This window comes from Dietzia sp. oral taxon 368 (assembly GCF_002999155.1).
Classification (GTDB): domain Bacteria; phylum Actinomycetota; class Actinomycetes; order Mycobacteriales; family Mycobacteriaceae; genus Dietzia; species Dietzia cinnamea.
In genome coordinates this window covers 1961309-1980591 of record NZ_CP027238.1, presented here as the reverse complement: position 1 = coordinate 1980591, position 19283 = coordinate 1961309, and the positions used below count along the sequence as shown (strand labels likewise).

Annotated in this window: 18 protein-coding genes; 10 read left to right on the top strand and 8 right to left on the bottom strand. The window is 69.4% G+C overall.

The genetic code is table 11. The features are described from left to right. Window positions 1–64 precede the first annotated feature (64 nt). The 4 genes from C3V38_RS09260 to C3V38_RS09245 all read left to right on the top strand — a co-directional run bounded on the left by C3V38_RS09260 (window position 65) and on the right by C3V38_RS09245 (window position 3409). Window positions 65–1288, top strand: coding sequence for a Rieske 2Fe-2S domain-containing protein (locus C3V38_RS09260; protein ID WP_061227423.1), 1224 nt, complete (start codon window positions 65–67; stop codon window positions 1286–1288). Further along, window positions 1288–1683 carry a hypothetical protein gene (locus tag C3V38_RS09255; RefSeq protein WP_061227424.1) on the top strand — a complete coding sequence of 132 codons (396 nt, stop codon included), beginning with the start codon at window positions 1288–1290 and terminating at the stop codon, window positions 1681–1683. Before C3V38_RS09260 ends, C3V38_RS09255 begins: the two co-directional genes overlap by 1 nt. A 118-nt stretch (window positions 1684–1801) precedes the next feature. After that, entirely contained in the window at window positions 1802–2863 is a 1062-nt protein-coding gene (locus tag C3V38_RS09250; RefSeq protein ID WP_061227425.1) for a ferredoxin--NADP reductase, read from the top strand. 24 nt (window positions 2864–2887) lie between these two features. Continuing rightward, window positions 2888–3409 carry a flavodoxin domain-containing protein gene (locus C3V38_RS09245; protein WP_106385627.1) on the top strand — a complete coding sequence of 174 codons (522 nt, stop codon included), beginning with the start codon at window positions 2888–2890 and terminating at the stop codon, window positions 3407–3409. A 57-nt stretch (window positions 3410–3466) separates the two neighbouring features. Here the strand turns inward: C3V38_RS09245 and dmpG are convergent, their stop codons facing one another. From dmpG to C3V38_RS09230, 3 genes are all read right to left on the bottom strand, one after another. Beyond that, window positions 3467–4531: a 4-hydroxy-2-oxovalerate aldolase gene (gene dmpG, locus C3V38_RS09240; RefSeq protein ID WP_106385626.1), complete on the bottom strand. Its 1065-nt coding sequence runs from the start codon at window positions 4529–4531 to the stop codon at window positions 3467–3469. A 5-nt stretch (window positions 4532–4536) separates the two neighbouring features. After that, window positions 4537–5454, bottom strand: coding sequence for an acetaldehyde dehydrogenase (acetylating) (locus tag C3V38_RS09235; protein ID WP_061916017.1), 918 nt, complete (start codon window positions 5452–5454; stop codon window positions 4537–4539). An 83-nt stretch (window positions 5455–5537) separates the two neighbouring features. Beyond that, window positions 5538–7058: an HNH endonuclease signature motif containing protein gene (locus C3V38_RS09230; protein WP_165001097.1), complete on the bottom strand. Its 1521-nt coding sequence runs from the start codon at window positions 7056–7058 to the stop codon at window positions 5538–5540. Window positions 7059–7179: 121 nt separating this feature from the next. Between C3V38_RS09230 and C3V38_RS09225 the strand changes: the two genes are divergently transcribed. Next, window positions 7180–7941, top strand: a complete 762-nt coding sequence (locus C3V38_RS09225) for an IclR family transcriptional regulator (protein ID WP_106385625.1) — start codon at window positions 7180–7182, stop codon at window positions 7939–7941. Here C3V38_RS09225 and C3V38_RS09220 read toward each other — a convergent pair. Further along, complete coding sequence (locus C3V38_RS09220) at window positions 7938–8723, bottom strand: 2-keto-4-pentenoate hydratase (RefSeq protein WP_174705772.1); 786 nt, start codon at window positions 8721–8723, stop codon at window positions 7938–7940. The genes C3V38_RS09225 and C3V38_RS09220 overlap by 4 nt on opposite strands. Window positions 8724–8783: 60 nt before the next feature. On the opposite strand from C3V38_RS09220, the gene kstD reads away from it, so the two are divergent. After that, on the top strand, window positions 8784–10490 hold the full coding sequence (gene kstD, locus C3V38_RS09215; protein ID WP_061227558.1) for a 3-oxosteroid 1-dehydrogenase: 1707 nt from the start codon (window positions 8784–8786) through the stop codon (window positions 10488–10490). 1 nt (window position 10491) lies between these two features. Beyond that, a complete protein-coding gene (locus C3V38_RS09210) occupies window positions 10492–11352 on the top strand; it encodes a MaoC/PaaZ C-terminal domain-containing protein (protein WP_106385622.1) in 861 nt (286 codons plus the stop codon). A 17-nt stretch (window positions 11353–11369) separates the two neighbouring features. Here C3V38_RS09210 and C3V38_RS09205 read toward each other — a convergent pair whose 3' ends face one another. The 3 genes from C3V38_RS09205 to C3V38_RS09195 are packed head-to-tail and all read right to left on the bottom strand — an operon-like array spanning window position 11370 to window position 13022. Continuing rightward, the gene (locus C3V38_RS09205; protein WP_061227559.1) at window positions 11370–12413 is read right to left on the bottom strand and encodes an LLM class F420-dependent oxidoreductase; all 1044 of its coding nucleotides are present in this window, start codon (window positions 12411–12413) and stop codon (window positions 11370–11372) included. A 10-nt stretch (window positions 12414–12423) separates the two neighbouring features. Continuing rightward, on the bottom strand, window positions 12424–12768 hold the full coding sequence (locus tag C3V38_RS09200) for a hypothetical protein (protein ID WP_106385621.1): 345 nt from the start codon (window positions 12766–12768) through the stop codon (window positions 12424–12426). Continuing rightward, complete coding sequence (locus tag C3V38_RS09195) at window positions 12765–13022, bottom strand: hypothetical protein (RefSeq protein ID WP_106385620.1); 258 nt, start codon at window positions 13020–13022, stop codon at window positions 12765–12767. The genes C3V38_RS09200 and C3V38_RS09195 overlap by 4 nt, the downstream gene beginning before the upstream one ends. A 34-nt stretch (window positions 13023–13056) precedes the next feature. Between C3V38_RS09195 and treS the strand changes: the two genes are divergently transcribed. Further along, on the top strand, window positions 13057–14871 hold the full coding sequence (gene treS / locus C3V38_RS09190; RefSeq protein ID WP_254425936.1) for a maltose alpha-D-glucosyltransferase: 1815 nt from the start codon (window positions 13057–13059) through the stop codon (window positions 14869–14871). Beyond that, entirely contained in the window at window positions 14868–16259 is a 1392-nt protein-coding gene (locus C3V38_RS09185; RefSeq protein ID WP_106385619.1) for a hypothetical protein, read from the top strand. The genes treS and C3V38_RS09185 overlap by 4 nt, the downstream gene beginning before the upstream one ends. A gap of 105 nt (window positions 16260–16364) precedes the next feature. Here C3V38_RS09185 and C3V38_RS09180 read toward each other — a convergent pair whose 3' ends face one another. Next, a complete protein-coding gene (locus tag C3V38_RS09180) occupies window positions 16365–18017 on the bottom strand; it encodes an AMP-binding protein (protein WP_106385618.1) in 1653 nt (550 codons plus the stop codon). A gap of 186 nt (window positions 18018–18203) precedes the next feature. Here C3V38_RS09180 and C3V38_RS09175 point away from each other — a divergent pair, with 186 nt between their 5' ends. Then, a complete protein-coding gene (locus C3V38_RS09175) occupies window positions 18204–19283 on the top strand; it encodes an alpha/beta hydrolase (RefSeq protein WP_061227436.1) in 1080 nt (359 codons plus the stop codon).

The window sequence follows — 19283 nt, the reverse complement described above, 5'->3', positions numbered from 1 at the left end:
TGTGGCCCGCCACCTCATTCTATAACCTGTTCTCATACGGCTCGCGCCACTCAGGAGGATCATCATGACCGCACCCGGTTCGGCCCCCGGAGCCGTCCGCGAAATCGATACCGGCGAGGTCCGGGATCGGTACGCGCGCGGATGGCACTGCATCGGCACCGCCAAGGAGTTCACCGACGGCGAGCCCCACTCCATCCAGGCCTTCGGCACCAAGCTCGTGGTGTGGGCGAACGACGAGGGCGAGATCAACGTGCTCGACGCCTATTGCCGCCACCTGGGTGGGGACCTGTCCGACGGCTCCATCAAGGACGGCAACATCGCCTGCCCTTTCCACGACTGGCGCTGGGGCGGCGACGGCAAGTGCAAGGGCATCCCGTACGCCAAGCGCGTGCCCCTGCGCGCCAAGACCCGCTCCTGGATCACCAACGTCCAGTCCGGCCAGGTCTTCGTGTGGCACGACCACGAGGGCAAACCGCCGCAGCCCGAGGACGCCATCCCCGCGATCCCCGAGTACGAGACCGGCGAGTGGACCGACTGGCAGTGGAACCGCCTCGTGATCGAGGGGTCCAACTGCATGGAGATCGTCGACAACGTGGTCGACATGGCGCACTTCTACTACATCCACTACGCCTTCCCGACCTACTTCAAGAACGTCTTCGAGGGCCAGAAGGCGACCCAGTACCTCAACACCAAGGGGCGTCCCGACCACGACCCGTCCGGCGGAAAGTACGGGGACACGCTGCTCGAATCCGAGGCCTCCTACTTCGGCCCGGCGTACATGATCAACCCGCTCAAGCAGATGTACGGCGGCTTCGAAACCGAGGCCATCCTCATCAACTGCCACTACCCGATCGACCAGAACTCGTTCGTGCTGATGTACGGGCTGTCGGTCAAGAAGCCCCGGGGCTTCGACGACGCCACCTCCGAGAAGATGGCCGCCAAGATCGCGACCTTCTTCGGCGAGGGCTTCCTCCAGGACGTCCGCATCTGGCAGCGCAAGTCCCAGATCGCCAACCCGCTCCTCTGCGAGGAGGACGGCCCCGTCTACCAGCTCCGCCGCTGGTACGAGCAGTTCTACGTGGACCGCGACAAGGTGACGCCGGAGATGACCGAGCGCTTCGAGTTCGAGGTCGACACCACCGCCGCCAACCAGTACTGGGAGAAGGAGGTCGCCGAGAACATGCGCAGGCAGGAGGCCGGTGAGGCCGAGATCTCCGACGAGCAGACCCAGTACACCGGCATGGCAGAGGTCGCCGGCGAGGCGGGCGCCACCCGGTCGCAGAACTGATGTTCAAGAAGAACGACGCGCGGCGCGCGCCGACCTGGGACGACACCGACCCGGCGCGCGCCGCGCGACTCCACTCGTACACCGACCTCGACCGCGAGACCTACACACGAGCGGGCTTCCAACCCGTCGAGTGCCGTAGCTGCGGGGCGTGCGTCTCGGTTCGCAAGAACAGCGAGAAGCACACGTCCATCCAGTGGACCGAGGGCAGCGACCGCACGTGCCCCGTACTCACCGACTGGCGCGCGGGCGGCGAACGGCCGGAGGGTGAGGACACCTGCCCCCGGATGCTGGCGAGCATCCGCTACGCCTACGCGGAGGGTCTGCTGACCATCTCCGAGGGCGTGGACCCGGCCGACGACGAACACATGGTCAACCCGCTGTTCGTCCCCGAGTGACACCGCAACGGCACAGGACTTCCACTGAGTGGGAAGCGCTCGGTGGAGGTCGCCGCCGTCTGCGACAGTGCCCTGCGACCCCCGTCCCCCGCGTATCAAAGCGATAGGCTCCGCATCCATGACCGACACCCCACAGCTCGGCTCCTTCGTCCGCGCACTCACGATCGCAGACGTGATCGAGGAGACCGCCGACGCCAAGTCGATCGTCTTCGACATCCCCGCAGGCGGCGAAGACGACTTCAGGTACACCCCGGGGCAGTTCCTCACCCTGCGGATCCCGAGCGACCGGACGGGTTCCGTCGCGCGCTGCTACTCCCTGTCGAGCTCCCCCACCGAGGACGCCCGTCTCAAGGTGACCGTCAAGCGCACGATCGACGGCTACGGCTCCAACTGGCTGTGCGACAACGCCGCGGCCGGCATGAGCATGCACGTGCTCGCACCGTCCGGCATCTTCACCCCCAAGAACCTCGACCAGGACTTCATCCTCCTGGCCGCCGGATCCGGCATCACCCCGGTGATGTCGATCCTCAAGTCCGCGCTCGCGCAGGGCACCGGCCACATCGTCATGGTGTACGCCAACCGCGACGAGAATTCGGTCATCTTCAAGGACGAGCTGCAGGACCTGCAGCGCAAGAACCCCGACCGCCTCACGGTCGTCCACTGGCTCGAGTCCGTCTCCGGCATCCCCACCGCCGAGATGATCGGCAACCTCCTCCAGCCGGTCGCCGCCAAGCGCCACTCCTACATCTGTGGCCCCGCGCCGTTCATGGAGACCGTCAAGAACGGCCTGCGCCGCTCCGGCGCCGACATGCACCTCATCCACACCGAGGTGTTCTCCTCCATCGAGGGAGACCCGTTCGCGGAGATCGTCATCGACGACTCCCCCGGCGAGGACGGGGCCGGCCCGGCCACCGCGATCGTCGAGCTCGACGACGAGGTGCACGAGGTGCCCTGGCCACGTCAGACCCCCCTCCTCGACGTCCTGCTCTCCAAGGGCATCAAGGCGCCGTTCTCCTGCCGCAAGGGCGAGTGCTCCGCGTGCGCCTGCATCCTCAAGTCCGGAGAGGTCGAGATGATCCACAACGGGATCCTCGACCCCGAGGAGGTCGAGGAGGGTTACGTCCTGAGCTGTCAGCTCCTGCCCAAGACCGACCGCGTCGAGGTTTCCTACTCCGAGTGAGTCCACGGTGACAGACTGGGGAGCGTGAACTCCCCGGTCGTCGCCTTCACCTCGAAGTACGGTTCCACGCGCCGCTACGCCGTCGCCCTAGCGGAGCAGCTCAGCACGCCCGCCGTCGAACTGTCGACGCTGACCACCGCCCACGACGCCGACCCCTTGATCGTGCTCGCACCTGTCTACGCGACCCGCATCCTCGGGCGACGTCGGATCATCCGGGCGATCCGCTCCGCTCCCGGGCGCGCAGCCCTCGTCGTCGTCGGACTCTCCCCCGCCGACGACCCCGGGCGCGGTGACCTGGCCGCCAAGCTCGTCGCCTCGACCCGCCGCGCCGTCACCACATTCCAGCTCCGCGGGGACCTCGACCCGGCGCGGCTCACCTGGCCCGACCGCGTCCTCATGGCCGCCCTGCGCCGCGAACTCCGCAGGACGCCCGAGGCTCCCGCCGCGCAGCTGCTACTGCACTCCCGCCGCCTCCAACTGGTCGACGCGGCGACCCTCGAGCCGGTCGTGACCTGGGCACTCGGCGGGGTCAGGGTCGACCCGTGACAGCCACGGCGCCCCCGCCCCGCCCCGGGTGCGCGACTGCGGCGGGCGGGGTGAGGATCAGGCGTTCGCCAGTTCCTTCTGGATCTCCAACGCGATGTCGATGAGCTGGTCCTCCTGACCGCCGACCAGACGACGCTCGCCGGCGCGGAGCAGGATCTCCGACGCGGGCACGTTGTAGCGCTGCGCGTGCCCCTCGGCGTGCTTGAGGAACGACGAGTAGCAGCCCGCGTAGCCGAGCATCATGGCCTGGCGGTCGACGACGCACTCGGTGGGCATGAGCGGACGGACGACGTCCTCGGCCGCGTCGGCGATCTTGAAGAAGTCGATGCCGGTGCGGATGTCGAGCTTGTCGCAGCACCCGACGAGCGCCTCGACAGGCGTGTTGCCCGCGCCCGCGCCGAAGCGGCGGGTTGAACCGTCGATCTGCTGCGCACCCGCGCGGATGGCCATGATCGAGTTGCCCACGCCGATGTCGAGATTCTCGTGGCCGTGGAAGCCCACCTGGGCGTCGTCACCGAGCTCCGCGACGAGCGCGGAGACACGGTCGGAGACCTGGTCCATTACCAGCGCGCCGGCCGAGTCGACGATGTAGACGCACTGACAGCCGGCGTCGGCCATGATGCGCGCCTGCTTGGCGAGCACCTCCGGCGGCTGGGTGTGGCTCATCATGAGGAAGCCGACGGTCTCGAGGCCGAGTTCCCGTGCGTAGCCGAAGTGCTGGATGGAGACGTCGGCCTCGGTGCAGTGCGTGGCGACGCGGCAGATGGAACCGCCGTTGTCGCGCGCGGCGAGAATGTCGTCCTTGATACCCAGGCCGGGGAGTGTGAGGAACGCGATCTTGGCCTGCTTGGCGGTCTCTGCCGCGGCCTTGATGAGATCCTGGTCGTAGGACTTGGCGAAGCCGTAGTTGAACGACGCGCCGCCGAGCCCGTCACCGTGGGTGACCTCGATGACGGGGACTCCCGCGCCGTCGAGGGCGCCGACGACGTTGCGGACGTCCTCGACCGAGAACTGGTGCCGCTTGTGGTGGGAGCCGTCCCGCAGCGACGAGTCGGTGATGCGGATGTCGAGCTCGGAGCTGTACGCCCGTGCGTCGGCGTTGTGGGGGTTGGTCTTGCCCATGTCTGTCACACTCCGAGCTTGCTCTTGGCGATCTCTTCGCCGACCTTCGCGGCGGCGGCGGTCATGATGTCGAGGTTGCCGGCGTAGGGCGGCAGGAAATCCCCCGCGCCTTCGACCTCGGCGAAGATCGCCACGCGGGCCATGCCGCCGGTGATCTCGGTGGGCGGGTCGAACTGCGGCTCCTGGAGCAGCCGGTAGCCCGGCACGTATTCCTGGATCTCCTTCTCGCGCTTGCGGATGGCGGTGGTGATGAGGTCGTGGTCGGCGTCCTCAGGGATCGAGCAGAAGATCGTGTCGCGCATGATCATGGGCGGCTCGGCCGGGTTGAGGATGATGATCGCCTTGCCCTGCTTGGCGCCGCCGACCTTCTCGATGGCCAGCTTGGTGGTCTGCGTGAACTCGTCGATGTTGGCGCGGGTGCCGGGGCCAGCGGACGCACTGGACACCGAGGCGACGATCTCCGCGTAGTCGACGGGGACGACCGAGGAGACGGCGTGGACCATCGGGATGGTGGCCTGGCCGCCGCACGTGACCATGTTGGTGTTGGGCGCGCCGAGGTGCTCGCGGAGGTTGGCGGGTGGGATCACCATGGGACCGACGGCCGCGGGCGTCAGGTCGATGGCGACGATGCCGGCGGCCTCGTACTTGGGCGCGTAGTCCTTGTGCACGTATGCGCTGGTGGCCTCGAAGAGGAGGTCGGGCTTCTCGCCGCCGGCCTCGATGGAGGCGAGCAGTTCGTCAGCGCCGCCGGCCATGCAGACGAGGCCGTGTTCGGCGGCGCGCTTCATACCCTCGGATTCGGCGTCGATGCCGATCATCCATTTGGGCTCGATGTACTCACTGCGCTCGAGCTTGTACATCAGGTCGGTGCCGATGTTGCCGGACCCCACGATCGCTGCTGTGAGCTTGGCCTTCTCTGTCATGAGAGCAGTGTCCCGCGCGGGGAACGCACGCCACAAACAGTTGTGCCACTCAACGGCACAACGACCTGGTCCGGTGGCGCTCGCTAGGCGGGTCGCCCGCGGGACCGCTCCGTCCCCGGCGGGTTGGTGATGTACCCGTCCGCGGAGATCAGCCGGTCGGCGTAGTCCTCCCACGCCCGTTCCCGAATACCGTTGCGGGCGCGGGCCAACGGGCCCCGTGGTCTGGTGCGGTGCCGGTGACCGGTCTCTGTGAGGATGATCAGCTCACCGAGCGGGCCGGGACGGTAGGCGTTGGTACCGAACGTCTTCTCGCGGTGGTGCTTGCGGCAGAGGCACACGAGGTTCCATTCGAGGGTCGGGCCACCGAGTTCCGGATCGCGCTTGTTGAACGCGATCACATGATCCACGTCGCAGTCCTTCGCCGGCACCGAACACCCCGGGTGCCGGCACGTACCGTCCCGGAGGCGGATCCGCTCCGCCATGGCCGGGCTGATCAGGTATCGCAGTGCGTGGTCCGGCGAGTCGACGGCGCCGGGCGCGGGGTCGATCAGCTCGAAGCGCACGCTGGCGTCGTCGCCCTCCAGGAGCTGCTGGCAGAGCCAGTTGTAGCTGCTGTACGCGCCGTGGACGAACTCGACCCGGTTGGGGAGCCCCTGCGCGGCCGAGGCGATCACGCTGATCCGGATCGCCTGCCCGGCGTTCGCGGCGTTACCGAGCGACGGCCGCGGCAGGTCCGCGCCCGCTCGGACATCGCCTAGCTCGATCGCTTCTTCGTCCGCGGCTTCACCGCTGACCGCGTCACCGCCACTCGCGCAGCTCGAATCGCCGTTGTTCGGGTACACAGCCAGCGACGCGAGGGCGTCTGCGCGAAGCTGGTCCAGCGTCCCGGAAACGCCGTCCGCCGACGCGGCGCGGGCCTCTGCCTCGATGCGCCCGCGCAACAACTCGGCCTCCGCCGGGGGCAGCTTCGCCAAGAGGTCGGTCATACCGTTGCGGCCGGTCCGAAACCGCACCATGCGGGTAGCGAGAGCCTCGGCCTCCGCCTCCTCCGCCCCTGCGGGGTCGAACCGGCCGACGAGCTCGTCGATCCGCGAGTCCACCTCGGTGCGGCTCGGCCGGTCCCCGCCCCCCAGGTCTCCGGTGAGCCCGGCTATCAACTCGTCCTCCACGTCAGAGACGATCGAGTCCGACACTGCGGCCAACTTGCAGGCGATATCGATGGCTAGTTGCTCGGGCACCAACCCCCGGTCGACCGAGGACCTCAGGCGCGACAGCCGGGAGTGGATCTGCACTCCGGCCGTGACCAGTCGCTCGGCGTGCCAGCACGTGAGCTGACACGCCGCCGCCAGATGGTCCCGGGCCCGCGACTCCGGAGCGAGCCGCGCATAGGCCGGCCGCGGCGACGCCTCGCGGCGCTCCGCGTCGGCTGCCTCCGCCTCCGCCGCGCGGGAGAACTGCTGGACGAGCATGTGCGCGGCCTCCAACCGCGTGGCACCGGCCCGGTTCTGTGCCAGCGTCGCCGCCCGCGCCGCGTCACTGACCGCCTTCATGTCGGCAGCGCCGAGTGGATCGGAGACGGCGAACAACGGCTTCGCTTCCGACATCTTCACCACCCCCACGCCGCCTTAGTAGAACGTATATACGACCCTAATCGGCGCGCAGGAATAGCGCAAGCGTTCGATTCAACGACCCCGGCGTGTCCGACCCGCGCGCTACACTCACCGCATGACCGAGCCGCCCACCTCCCCCGTCGATCGCGCCTTCGAGGTGCTGCGTGTGACGGCGGCGGGCACCGGGATGACCCTGAGCGAGATAGCGCGGGAGACGGGGCTGGCCAAGTCCACGGCGCTGCGATTGCTCACCGCCCTCGAGCGCAACGACGCGGTGACGCGGATCGGCCAGCGCTACCGACTCGGGCCGCTGGTCCACGAACTGGACCCGATCCCCGTCTCGCCGGAATATGAGCGGATTCGGCGGGCACTCACGCCGTTCCTCGCGCACCTCTTCGAGGCCACGCGCGCGACCGTCCACCTGGCCACCCTGCACGGGGACGAGGTGGTCTATCTCAACAAACTGCACGGCCCACGCCCGATCCCGTCACCGTCACGGATCGGGGGCGGGCTACCCGCGTACTGCACGGGGGTGGGAAAGGCGATGCTGGCGTTCGACGAGGACGCCGCCGGCCGCGTCGCGCGGTGGCCGATGATCGCGTGGACCGAGACCACACTGACCTCGCCCGACGCGCTGGAGGTGGAGCTCGGCGAGATCCGCCGGAAGAAGCGCGCGGTGGACCGCGCCGAGCTCATCCCCGGGCTGTACTGCGTGGCGGCGCCGGTGTTCGACGACGACGAGGAGGGCGCCGGCGGCACACGGGCAGTAGCTGCCCTGTCCGCGAGCGCGGCGGACGAGAGCGCCCTGGCCCGGCTCGAACCGCTGGTCACCCGCGCGGCCGCGGCAGCCGGGCGCGCCCTGAGCTCGGACCGTTAGCGGAACGCCATCGTCACGTCGCCCAGGCCCGCGAACTCCGCACGGAAGGTGTCGCCCGGCGTCGCGTCCATCGCGCGAATGGCGGTGCCCGGGAGGATGATGTCGCCCTTGCGCAGTCGGACGCCGAATTTCGCGACCGTCGAGGCCAACCATCCCACCGAGTTCAGCGGGTTGCCCAACACCGCGTCGGAGCGGCCCGAGGCGAGGAACTCGCCGTTCTTGTAGAGCGTCGCATCGATTGCGGCCACGTCGATGTCCGCCAGACGCACGCGCTGCCGGCCGATGACGTAACCGCACGACGAGGCGTTGTCCGCGATCGTGTCCGGCAGCTTGATCTTCCAGTCGCGGATCCGGGAGTCGATGAGCTCGATCGACGGGACGACCCACTCGATCGCCGCCGCGGCCTCCTCCTGCGAGCACCCCTCCGGCGGGATGTCAGCACCCAAGATGAAGCCCACCTCCACCTCGACGCGCGGGAAACAGAAGCGCGCCGCCTCGATCGGCGCGCCCTCCGGATACTCCATGGTGTCGAGCAGGTGACCGTAGTCGGGCTCGTCGACGCCCATCATCTCCTGCATCGCCTTGGACGCCAGACCCACCTTGTGGCCGATGACGACTGCACCGGCGTCGAGCTTGCGGCGAATGTTGACGAGTTGGATCTCGAACGCGTCGTCAGCATTCATGTCCGGATGGTCGTCGGTCAGCGGGGCGATCGGCGAGACGTCGGTCTCGGCGTCCCACAGTCGCTGGGCCAGAGTGGCGCGGGTCTCCTCGGTGAGCATGACGGGCATGCTACCTGGGGCGTCTGGCGTGACGACGATCAGTTCTATAACGTGTTCTACATGGCAGACCAGGAATTCGACGTCGTCGTCGTCGGCAGCGGTGGAGCAGGCATGACGGCCGCCCTCGCGGCAGCAAAGAAGGGCCTCAGCGTGGTCCTCGTGGAGAAGGCCCCGCACTACGGAGGCTCCACCGCCCGCTCCGGCGGCGGCGTGTGGATCCCCAACAACTCGGTGCTCCAGCGCGACGGTGTCCTCGACACCCCCGAGGCCGCGCGGACCTACCTCCGTTCGATCGTCGGCGACGTCGTCCCGGCCGAGCGGATCGACACCTACGTCGACCGCGGGCCCGAGGTCCTCGACTTCGTCCTCGCCAACTCCCCGCTCCGGTTGGAGTGGGTCAAGGACTACTCCGACTACTACCCCGAGGCTCCCGGCGGTCGCCTCGGAGGCCGGTCCGTCGAGCCGAAGCCGTTCGACCTACGACAACTGGGGTCCGAAGCCGACAAGCTCGAGCCCGGTTACGCCAAGGCCCCGGCGAACATGGTGGTCATGCAGTCCGACTACCGGTGGCTCAACCTGCTGCAGCGGCCGACCACCAAGGGCATCCGCCGCTCGATCAAGGTGTCGCTGCGTATGTTCCTCGCGAAGGCCCGGGGGCAGAACTCAGTGGGCATGGGCCGGGCGCTCATCGCCGGCCTGCGCAAGGGCCTGCTCGACGCGGGCGTGCCGGTGTGGCTCGAGACGCCCATGACCGGTCTGGTCACCGAGGGTTCCGGCAACGAGGAGCGGGTCGTCGGCATCACCGCGATGCGGAACGGTGAGGAGGTCACGCTGCGCGCGCGCCTCGGCGTGGTGATGGGCTCCGGTGGATTCGAGCACAACCAGGAGATGCGGGACAAGTACCAGCGTCAGCCCATCCCCACCGACTGGACCGTGGGTGCGGCCGCCAACACCGGTGAGGGCATCGAGGCCATGGAGCAGGTCGGCGCCGAGCTGTCCTTCATGGAGGACGCCTGGTGGGGTCCCACCATCATGCTCCCGCGTGGTCCGTGGTTCGCGCTGGCCGAGAGGTCCCTGCCCTGCTCGTTCATGGTCAACCCGCGCGGTGAGCGCTTCATGAACGAGTCGCTGCCCTATGTCGAGGCAGGCCACAGGATGTACGGCGGCGAGTACGGCCAGGGTGAGGGCCCGGCCGAGAACCTGCCAGCCTGGATCATCTTCGACCAGGAGTACAAGAACCGGTACCTCTTCGCCGGTCTGCAGGCCAAGCAGCCGCTGCCCAGGAAGTGGCTGGCGACGGAGAACTTCCACAAGGCGGACACCCTCGCCGAGCTCGCCGAACTCATCGGCGTACCGGCCGACGCCCTCGAGCGCACCGCCGAGCGCTTCAACGGTTTCGCCGAGAAGGGCCGCGACGAGGACTTCCAGCGCGGTCAGTCGGGCTACGACCACTACTACGGGGACCCGACCAACAAGCCCAACCCGAGCCTCGGCCCCGTCCGCAAGGCCCCGTTCTACGCGGCCACGATGGTGCCCGGCGACCTCGGCACCAAGGGCGGCGCCAACACGGACGTCCACGGCCGTGTGCTGCGTGAGGACGGCTCCGTGATCGAGGGACTCTACGCCGCGGGCAACGCGTCCTCGCCGGTCATGGGCCACACCTACGCCGGCCCGGGCGCCACCATCGGACCCGCCATGGTGTTCGGTTACCTCGCCGTCGAGCACATGCTCGCCTCCACCCCCTCCACCCAGAAGACGGGAGTCTGACGTGCCGATCGATCTCGACACAGCCCTCGGGGCACAGCTGCCCTCCCAGGAATTCTCCTGGACCGCCTCCGACGTGGCGCTCTACGCACTGTCCGTGGGCGCGGCCGCCGACCCCACGGACACCACAGGGCTGGAGTATGTCCACGACTCCGCGCCCAAGGTGCTGCCGTCGTTCGCCACCGTCGCGGCGACGATGAACGTCACCGAGGCGCCGAAGGTGTCGTTCCCGGGTGGGGAGATCGACCTGGCGAAGGTCGTCCACGGCAGCCAGTCCGTGACGCTGCACCGCCCCATCCCGGCCGCCGGCACCGCCGTGACCACCACGAAGATCGCCGAGATCCAGGACAAGGGGTCGGCCGCGGTGATCATCCAGGAGTCCGAGACGGTCTCCGCCGACGGCGAGAAGCTGTGGACCTCCCGGTCCGGCATCTTCGCGAAGGGCGAGGGCGGCTTCGGCGGCGAGCGCGGAACGTCGGAGAAGGTCGAGTACCCCGAGCGGGACGCCGACCACACCATCGAGGTGGCCACGCTCCCCCAGCAGGCGCTGTTCTACCGCCTGTGTGGTGACCGCAACCCGTTGCACTCGGACCCCGCGTTCGCCGAGGCCGCCGGGTTCCCGCGTCCGATCCTGCACGGCCTGTGCTCGTACGGGGTGGTCCTGCGTGCGGTGGTCGACGAGGTGCTGGGCGGCGACGTCTCCCGCGTCAGCGGGTACGGCGTCACCTTCGGCGGCATCTTCTTCCCCGGCGAGACCATGCGCGTCCGCGTGTGGGAGAAGGGCTCGCGCCTGCTCGTGGCGGCCACCGTCGCGGAGCGCGACGACGCCCCCGTGTTGAAGAACGTGGTGGTCGAGCTCGCCTGACCGGCGCCCAGCGCAGGTCAGCACATCTCGCGGAACTGCTCCACGAGGCGCAGTCGGCCGGGCGCGTCGAGGGCCATGGGGACCACGGTGAGCGTGGTGGCGCCCGCCTCGCGGAACGCCTCGACCCGCTCGGCGACGTATCCGGCGGGCCCGATGAGGGAGACCGAGCGGACCAGCTCGTCGGGGACCGCCGCTGCAGCCTCTTCCTTCTTGCCGTCCAGGTAGAGGTCCTGGATGCGGGCGGCCTCGTCCTCGTAGCCGTAGCGGCACGCGAGCTCGTTGTAGAAGTTCTTACCGCGCGCGCCCATGCCACCGATGTAGAGGGCCAGGTGCGGCCGGACGAGGTCGAGGTAGAAGGGCACCTCGGCCTCGTCGCAGATCGCCAGGGCGGGGCCGGCGTAGACGTCGAGCTCGCCGAGCGACGGGTCGCGCTTCGCCCTGCCCGCCGCCAGGGCGTCACCCCACGCGAGGTGCGCCTTCTCCGGGTGGAAGAACAGCGGCTGCCAGCCGTTCGCGACCTCGGCGGCCAGTTCGACGTTCTTGGGCCCGAGCGCGGCCAGGACGATCGGGATGGTCGAGCGCACCGGATGGTTGATGAGCTTGAGCGGCTTGCCCAGCCCGGTGCCCTGGTCGGCGGGCAGCGGGATCTGGTACTTCTTCCCGTCGTGGACGACCTTCTCGCGGCGCCACACCTTGCGGCAGATCTCGATCACCTCGCGCGTGCGGGCCAGCGGCGCGTCGTACTTCACGCCATGGAAGCCCTCCACGACCTGCGGGCCCGAGGCGCCCAGGCCCAGCACGAACCGGCCGTCGGAGACGAAGTCCAGCCCGGCCGCGGTCATGGCGGTGAGCGTGGGCGTCCGGGTGTAGATCTGCAGGATCCCCGACGCCAGCTCCATGGTGGACGTCTTGGCCGCGAGGTAGCCGAGCTGGCTCACGGCGTCGAACGAGTACGCCTCCGGGACGAACGCGATGTCCAGTCCCGCCCTCTCGAGGTCCGCGGCCTCCGCGGCCGTCTCGGCGAACCCGCCGCTGTAGTTCAGAGCCATCCCGATGCGCATGCGCGTCACGCTACCGGGGTGCGGGCACGCCGCTGATCACCGCGTCGACCTCCCCGCCTATGCGCACGAACACCCCGACCCGGCGGCGCAGGGGCGTGTCCGCGCGTTCGTAGCCCACGAGTCGGTACCCGGCATCCGCCGCGACGGCGAGGACGGTGGCCTCGGGGAGGTCGATGTCCGAGGTGGGGACGACGACGAGCTCGCCACCGCGCAACATCCGGGCCAACCGCAGCCGGCGCGCACGGTCATCCCCCCGACGCCGCCACCACCGGCGGGCGGCGATCACCGCGGCGGCGATCACCCACGCGAGCAGCGGGAGCAGTGCCAGGACCGTGAGCACCCAGCCGGGGCTCATCGTGTGAACCGCATCGGCTCGAGCCACGGGCCCCGCTGGACGAGCGCCCGCGTGCCCCCGACGGGTTCCCAGCCCCTGGACCGGGCCGCCGCGTAGACGACCGCCCTCGGCAACCGCAGCTCCCACGGGCGGAGGACCACCTCGTCGTCGTCGCCGTCCAACCGCACGGCGAGCGCACGGGCGCGCCGGCCGTGCCGGCCCCGGAAGGCCCGCACCACGCCGCGGACCCGCTCGGTCGGGTCGATTTTCCGCATGCACCGGATCGTACGGGGCCGTAGGCTCGCCCACATGGCACCCAAGCCGCGCCTGCAGTCCGAGTCCCGCCCCGTCGATTCACGCGACGCCGACCCGCGGCCGGCCGACCCCGAGCTCACCGACGACGGCCACGTCGTGGAGCCCAGCGCAGACGACTACCGGCACGCGGCCGAGCTGGAGATCGACCGCGACTGGTACAAGACCGCGGTGTTCTACGAGGTCCTCGTCCGGGCCTTCTACGACTCCGACGGCAACGGCACCGGCGACCTGCGCGGCCTCACCGAGAAGCTCGACTACCTGCAGTGGCTTGGCGTGGACTGCCTGTGGCTGCCGCCGTTCTACGACTCCCCGCTGCGCGACGGCGGCTACGACATCCGCGACTTCCGCACCGTGCTGCCCGAGTTCGGCACGGTCGAGGACTTCGTCGAGTTTCTCGATCAGGCGCACAGCCGCGGCATCCGGGTCATCACCGACCTCGTCATGAACCACACCTCCGACACCCACGCCTGGTTCACCGAGTCCCGCGCCGACCCGGAGGGCCCGTACGGCGACTTCTACGTGTGGTCCGACGACGACACGCGGTACCCCGAGGCCCGCATCATCTTCGTCGACACCGAGTCCTCCAACTGGACCTACGACCCCGTACGCGGGCAGTTCTACTGGCACCGCTTCTTCTCCCACCAGCCCGATCTCAACTACGACAACCCCGAGGTCCAGGAGGCGATGATCGACGTCCTGAGGTTCTGGCTGGACCTGGGCATCGACGGGTTCCGCCTGGACGCCGTGCCGTACCTGTTCGAGCGCGACGGCACCAACTGCGAGAACCTGCCCGAGACCCACGAGTTCCTGCGCAAGTGCCGCGCCGTGGTCGAGGAAGAGTACCCGGGGCGTGTGCTGCTCGCCGAGGCCAACCAGTGGCCCGACGACGTGGTGGACTACTACGGCGAGCCCGAGGTGGGCGACGAGTGCCACATGGCGTTCCACTTCCCGCTCATGCCGCGGATCTTCATGGCCGTGCGGCGGCAGTCCCGCTTCCCCGTCACCGAGATCCTCGCCCACACCCCCGATATCCCGTCCTCGGCGCAGTGGGCGATCTTCCTGCGCAACCACGACGAGCTCACGCTCGAAATGGTCACCGACGAGGAACGTGACTACATGTACGCGGAATACGCCAAGGACCCGCGGATGAAGGCCAACATCGGCATCCGCCGGCGCCTGGCCCCCCTGCTCGACGGTGACACCAACCAGCTCGAGCTGTTCACGGCGCTGCTGCTCAGCCTGCCCGGCTCGCCGATGCTGTATTACGGCGACGAGATCGGTATGGGCGACAACATCTGGCTCGGCGACCGCGACGCCGTCCGCACGCCCATGCAGTGGAGCCCCGACCGCAACGCCGGGTTCTCCCGCTGCGACCCGGGCCGGTTGTACCTGCCCGCGATCATGGACCCCCTGTATGGCTACCAGGGCGTCAACGTGGAGGCGCAGATGAACTCCACCGCCAGCCTGCTGCACTGGACGCGGCGCATGATCCACGTCCGCAAGAGCCACCCGGCATTCGGGCTGGGCGAGTTCACCGACCTCGGCGGGTCCAACCCGTCGATCCTGTCCTACCTGCGCTCGCTGGATTCCGACGGCACGGGCACCGACGTGATCCTGTGCGTCAACAACCTGTCGCGGTTCCCGCAGGCGGTGCGCCTGGACCTGGCGGAGCACGCTGGTCGTCAGCCCGTCGAGCTCACCGGCGGGGTGCCGTTCCCGGAGATCGACGCCGACCCGTACCAGCTCACGCTGCCCGGGTACGGCTTCTACTGGCTCGAACTGCGCAGCCCGGAGGAGGGACCGAGATGAGTATCTCCCCCATCGACGACGACACCCTGGCCCGACTGCTCACCGACTGGCTACCCGAGCAGCGGTGGTTCGCAGGCAAGGGGCTGGAACTCACCGGAGTGCGGATCACCCGGCGCGAGGTGTTCCTGGACGATCCGGAGGTGCTGGTCGAGCACCTGCTGGTGGATCTCGAGGTGGACGGTCGGCCCCAGCGCTACCAGGTGCCGATCGCGACCGCGGCCGAGTTGCCGGGTGACCGACGGGCGTTCCCGTTGACCCCGGAGGGCGCCTCCCCCGTGATCTACGACGGACTGCGCGACCCCCGCGGCACCGAGTCCCTGCTCCGCCACCTGGCCGGGCAGGACGAGGTCGGCGGGCTGCGGTTCCGACTGGTCCCCGGCGCCACGCTGCCCGAGCCCACGTGGGGGCGGCTGCTGGAGGGTGAGCAGTCCAACTCGTCGCTGGTGTACGGCGACGACCTCATGGTCAAGGTGTTCCGGCTGGTCCAGCCGGGCGTGAACCCCGACGTGGAGCTGCACGCCGCGCTGGCCGACCGGGAGTGCCCGGCGGTGGCGGCGCTGCGGGGATGGGTGGAACTGAGCGGCGACGGGGACGACGGCGAGGGGGGCGACACCGGAAACGGGCCCACGACCCTGGCGATGGCCCAGGAGTTCATGGCGGGCGCGGCCGACGGGTGGGCGATGGCCACGGCGAGCGTCCGAGACCTGTTCGCCGAGGCCGATCTGCTGGCCGAGGAGGTGGGCACCGACTTCGCCGACGAGGCCGGCCGGCTCGGGGCGGCCGTGGCGCAGGTGCACGAGGACCTGGCGGCCGCGACCGGAGTGGCGACGCGCGACGGTACGGACCTCGTGGCGTCGATGCGGGCGCGGCTGGACGCGGCGGTGGCCGAGGTACCGGCGCTGGCGGAGTTCGCGGACGCCGCGCGGGCGGTGTTCGACGAGGTCGCCGGCTCCGGCCCGGTACGCGTGCACCGCATCCACGGCGACCTGCACCTCGGCCAGACCCTCCGGGCACCGGACCGCTGGATCGTCATCGACTTCGAGGGGGAGCCGGCCGCACCCCTCGCCGAGCGCCGGGTGCCGGACTCGCCTGCCCGCGACGTGGCGGGCATCCTGCGCAGTCTCGACTACGCGGCCCAGCACACGCTCGTCGGCGTGGAGGACCGGCAGCTGCGCTTCCGGGCCCGCGAGTGGCGTGACCGCAACGTCGACGCCTTCTGCTCGGGGTACGCCGAGGTCAGCGACGCCGATCCTCGCGACTCCGGAGCGCTGCTGCGGGCGTACACACTGGACAAGGCCCTGTACGAGGTGGTCTACGAGTCACGTAATCGACCCGGGTGGGTCCCGGTGCCGATGGGTGCGGTCGAGCGGATCCTCGCCGCCGGCTGACCGGCTACGCACCCCGCGAAGCACGCTCCATGCGACGCACCGCGGCCCGGCCGCTGGTACGGGCCCGGCCGGGGTGGTCACTGCTCGTGCGTCACTGCTCGTGCGTCACTTGGTGGAGATCTGCTCCTTGGCCCACTTGTAGTCGGCTTTGCCCGCGGGCGAGCGGCGGATCTCGGGCACGACGACGATCACCTTGGGCACTTTGTAGTTGGCCAGGGACTCACGCAGGAATGCGGAGAGCTCCTCCGGCTCGGCCGACGTGCCCTCGCGGAAGGACACGACTGCGGCGACCTTCTGTCCGAAGCGCGGGTCGGGGGCGCCGGCGACCAGCGCGTCGTGCACGGCCGGGTGGGCCTTGAGCGCCTGCTCGACCTCCTCGGGGAAGACCTTCTCCCCGCCCGTGTTGATGCAGCCCGAGCCGCGGCCCAGGAACACGATGGAGCCGTCCTCGCGGATCCGGCCCATGTCGCCGAGCACCGCGACCCGCTGACCGTCGACCACGGGGAAGGTTTTGGCGGTCTTCTCCGGGTCGTTCCAGTAGCCGAGCGGGACGTGACCGCGGCGCACGATGTAGCCCACCACGTCTGATCCGGGGGCGACCGGCTGGTTGGACTCGTCGATCAGCCCGAGGCGCGGGGTCGGCGCCAGGACCATCTCGCCGTCCTCGTTGAGGTTCAGCTCGCCGTCGTTGCCGGTCTCGGAGGCGCCGAAGTTGTCGCGGATTATGACGTTCGGGAACTCTTCGTGCAGGCGGTCACGCGAGGACTTGGACCAGATGCCGCCGCCGGAGGCGACCATGAACATCGAGCTGAAGTCCTTGGTTTTCTTGGCCTCGAGCAGGGCGTCGGTGATCGGCACGGCCATGCCGTCGCCGACGAACATCAACAGGCCGGCCTTGTGCTCGGCGGTCGCGTCCACGATGACCTCCGGGTCGAAGTCGCGGAAAAGGATCAGGTGGCCACCCATGTTGACGGAGGTCAGCAGCGTGAACAGTCCGGCGCCGTGCATGAGCGGGGCTGAGATGACGACGCGGAATCCGCCGTCGGGCGAGACGTTGTCCGCGACCTCCTGCGGGCTGTGCCGCTTGTCTCCGTAGGGGTTACCGCCGGACAGGCAGGCGTAGTAGTAGTCCGACATCGTCCACTGGACGCCCTTGGGGAACCCGGTGGTGCCGCCGGTGTAGACGATCCAGTGGTCGTCACCGCGGGCCGGCTCGAACCCGCGCTCCGCCGATTGCTGCGGCAGCTCGGCGTCGACGTCGACCAGGGTGAGGCCGGCGGCAGCACACGCGTCCGCGAGGACCTGAGGCGTCCCGCCGACGGCGAGGATCGTGCGCGTGCTGGTCAGTTGCGGCACCGCGGCGGCCATCGTCTCGGCGAACTCGGCGTCGACCATCACGGCGACCGACTGCGAGTCGTTGAACAGGTAGACGAGCTCGGCCGGGGTGTAGCGGTAGTTGACGTTGATCCCGGCCACGCGGATCTTCATGGACGCCACGATGGCGGCCATGTGCTCGGCGCTGTTCTTCATGTACAGCGCGACGTGGCTGAGCGGCTCCGCACCGTGGGCCTTCAGGAGGTGACCCATTCGGTTGGCGAGCTCATCGATCTGCCGGTACGTGTAGTCGACACCGTCCATGGTGAGCAGCGGGTTGTCCGGGATCCTGTCGGCCACGGCCTCGAACACGGCGGCTTCGTTCATGTCCGGGTTGGTTCCGGCGAGGGGATCGGTGGACTGATCGGCAACTGCGTCGGTCATCGGGGCAGGTCCTTAAGAGCGGGGGCTGTGTGTCTTCTCTCACATTGTGGCCTGAACTTGTTCTCATGTCCAGACCGGGTACTGAGCAGCGACAATCGGGCATTACTGCAACAGGTTCCACCTCGCGACGAACCTCCGGGCATGGTTACGGGTGACCACCGTCAGTCGAGCGTCTACATTGCGCACATGAGCGGATCACGGCCCCGACATCCCGGCCCGCCGTACGACGGCGGCCTCCGACTGCCACGCTCGACCGGGTCCGGCGACGTCCCCCAGGACGGCCGCCGTTCGTCCGACCGCGAGGCCGACCGGCCGTCCCGACGCGGGCCCGTCCTCCAGGGGCCCGCCGAACAGGGGACGCTCCGCTCGCGGGGCCTCGCCGAGGCCCTGCGCCTGATCGTGCGCCCCGCCCTGGACCGGATGCCCGCGACCGACGCCTCGCTCGGGCGGCTGCGGGCCCTCACCTCGGGAGCGGGCCGCGCCGCCGCGCTGGAGAGCACCAACGACTGGTCGTGGGACGGACCGGTGCCCGGCCTGTGGGTGGGCCGCAAGCGGTTCTTCGACTCCGACAAGGTGATCTACCACGTCCACGGTGGCGGCTTCGCGTTCGGATCCCCGTGGTCACACAAGGCGCTCGCGTCCCGGATCGCCAGCGAGACCGGCGTCCCGGTCTTCCTACCGGATTACCGGCTCGCGCCCGAACATCCGCACCCGGCGGCCACCGAGGACACCATCGCCGGCTGGGAGTGGCTGATCGAGATGGGGTTCCCGGCCGCGAACATCGTGGTCGCCGGCGACTCGGCCGGAGGCAACCTCGCCCTGCAGCTGGTGGCCCACCTCGAGAGGACGCGGGCGCCGATGCCTGCAGGCGTCGTGCTGCTCTCCCCCTGGGTCGACCTGGACTTCACGGACATGACCGAGCGGGACCGGGCGCGCAAGGACCCGTTCCTCGCCCTGGGGCTCGCCGAACTGTGCCGACGGCAGTACGCGCCCGGGGTGGACCCGGACGATCCGGCCATCTCCCCGATCAACTACGAGCCGTCCCCGGACTGGCCGCCGTTCCTCATCCAGGCCGGCGGCCAGGAGATCTTCCGGGGCGGGATCGAGCGCATGGCAGAGAACTTCGCCGAGCACGGCGTGCGCCACGAGTTCCAGCTGTGGCCGGACCAGTTCCACGTGTTCCAGGTCTTCCACCCGCTCGTCCCGGAGGCGCGGGTCGCGGTCCGCGACATCGGCTCGTTCGTCCGGGGGTGCCTGCGCCGCTGA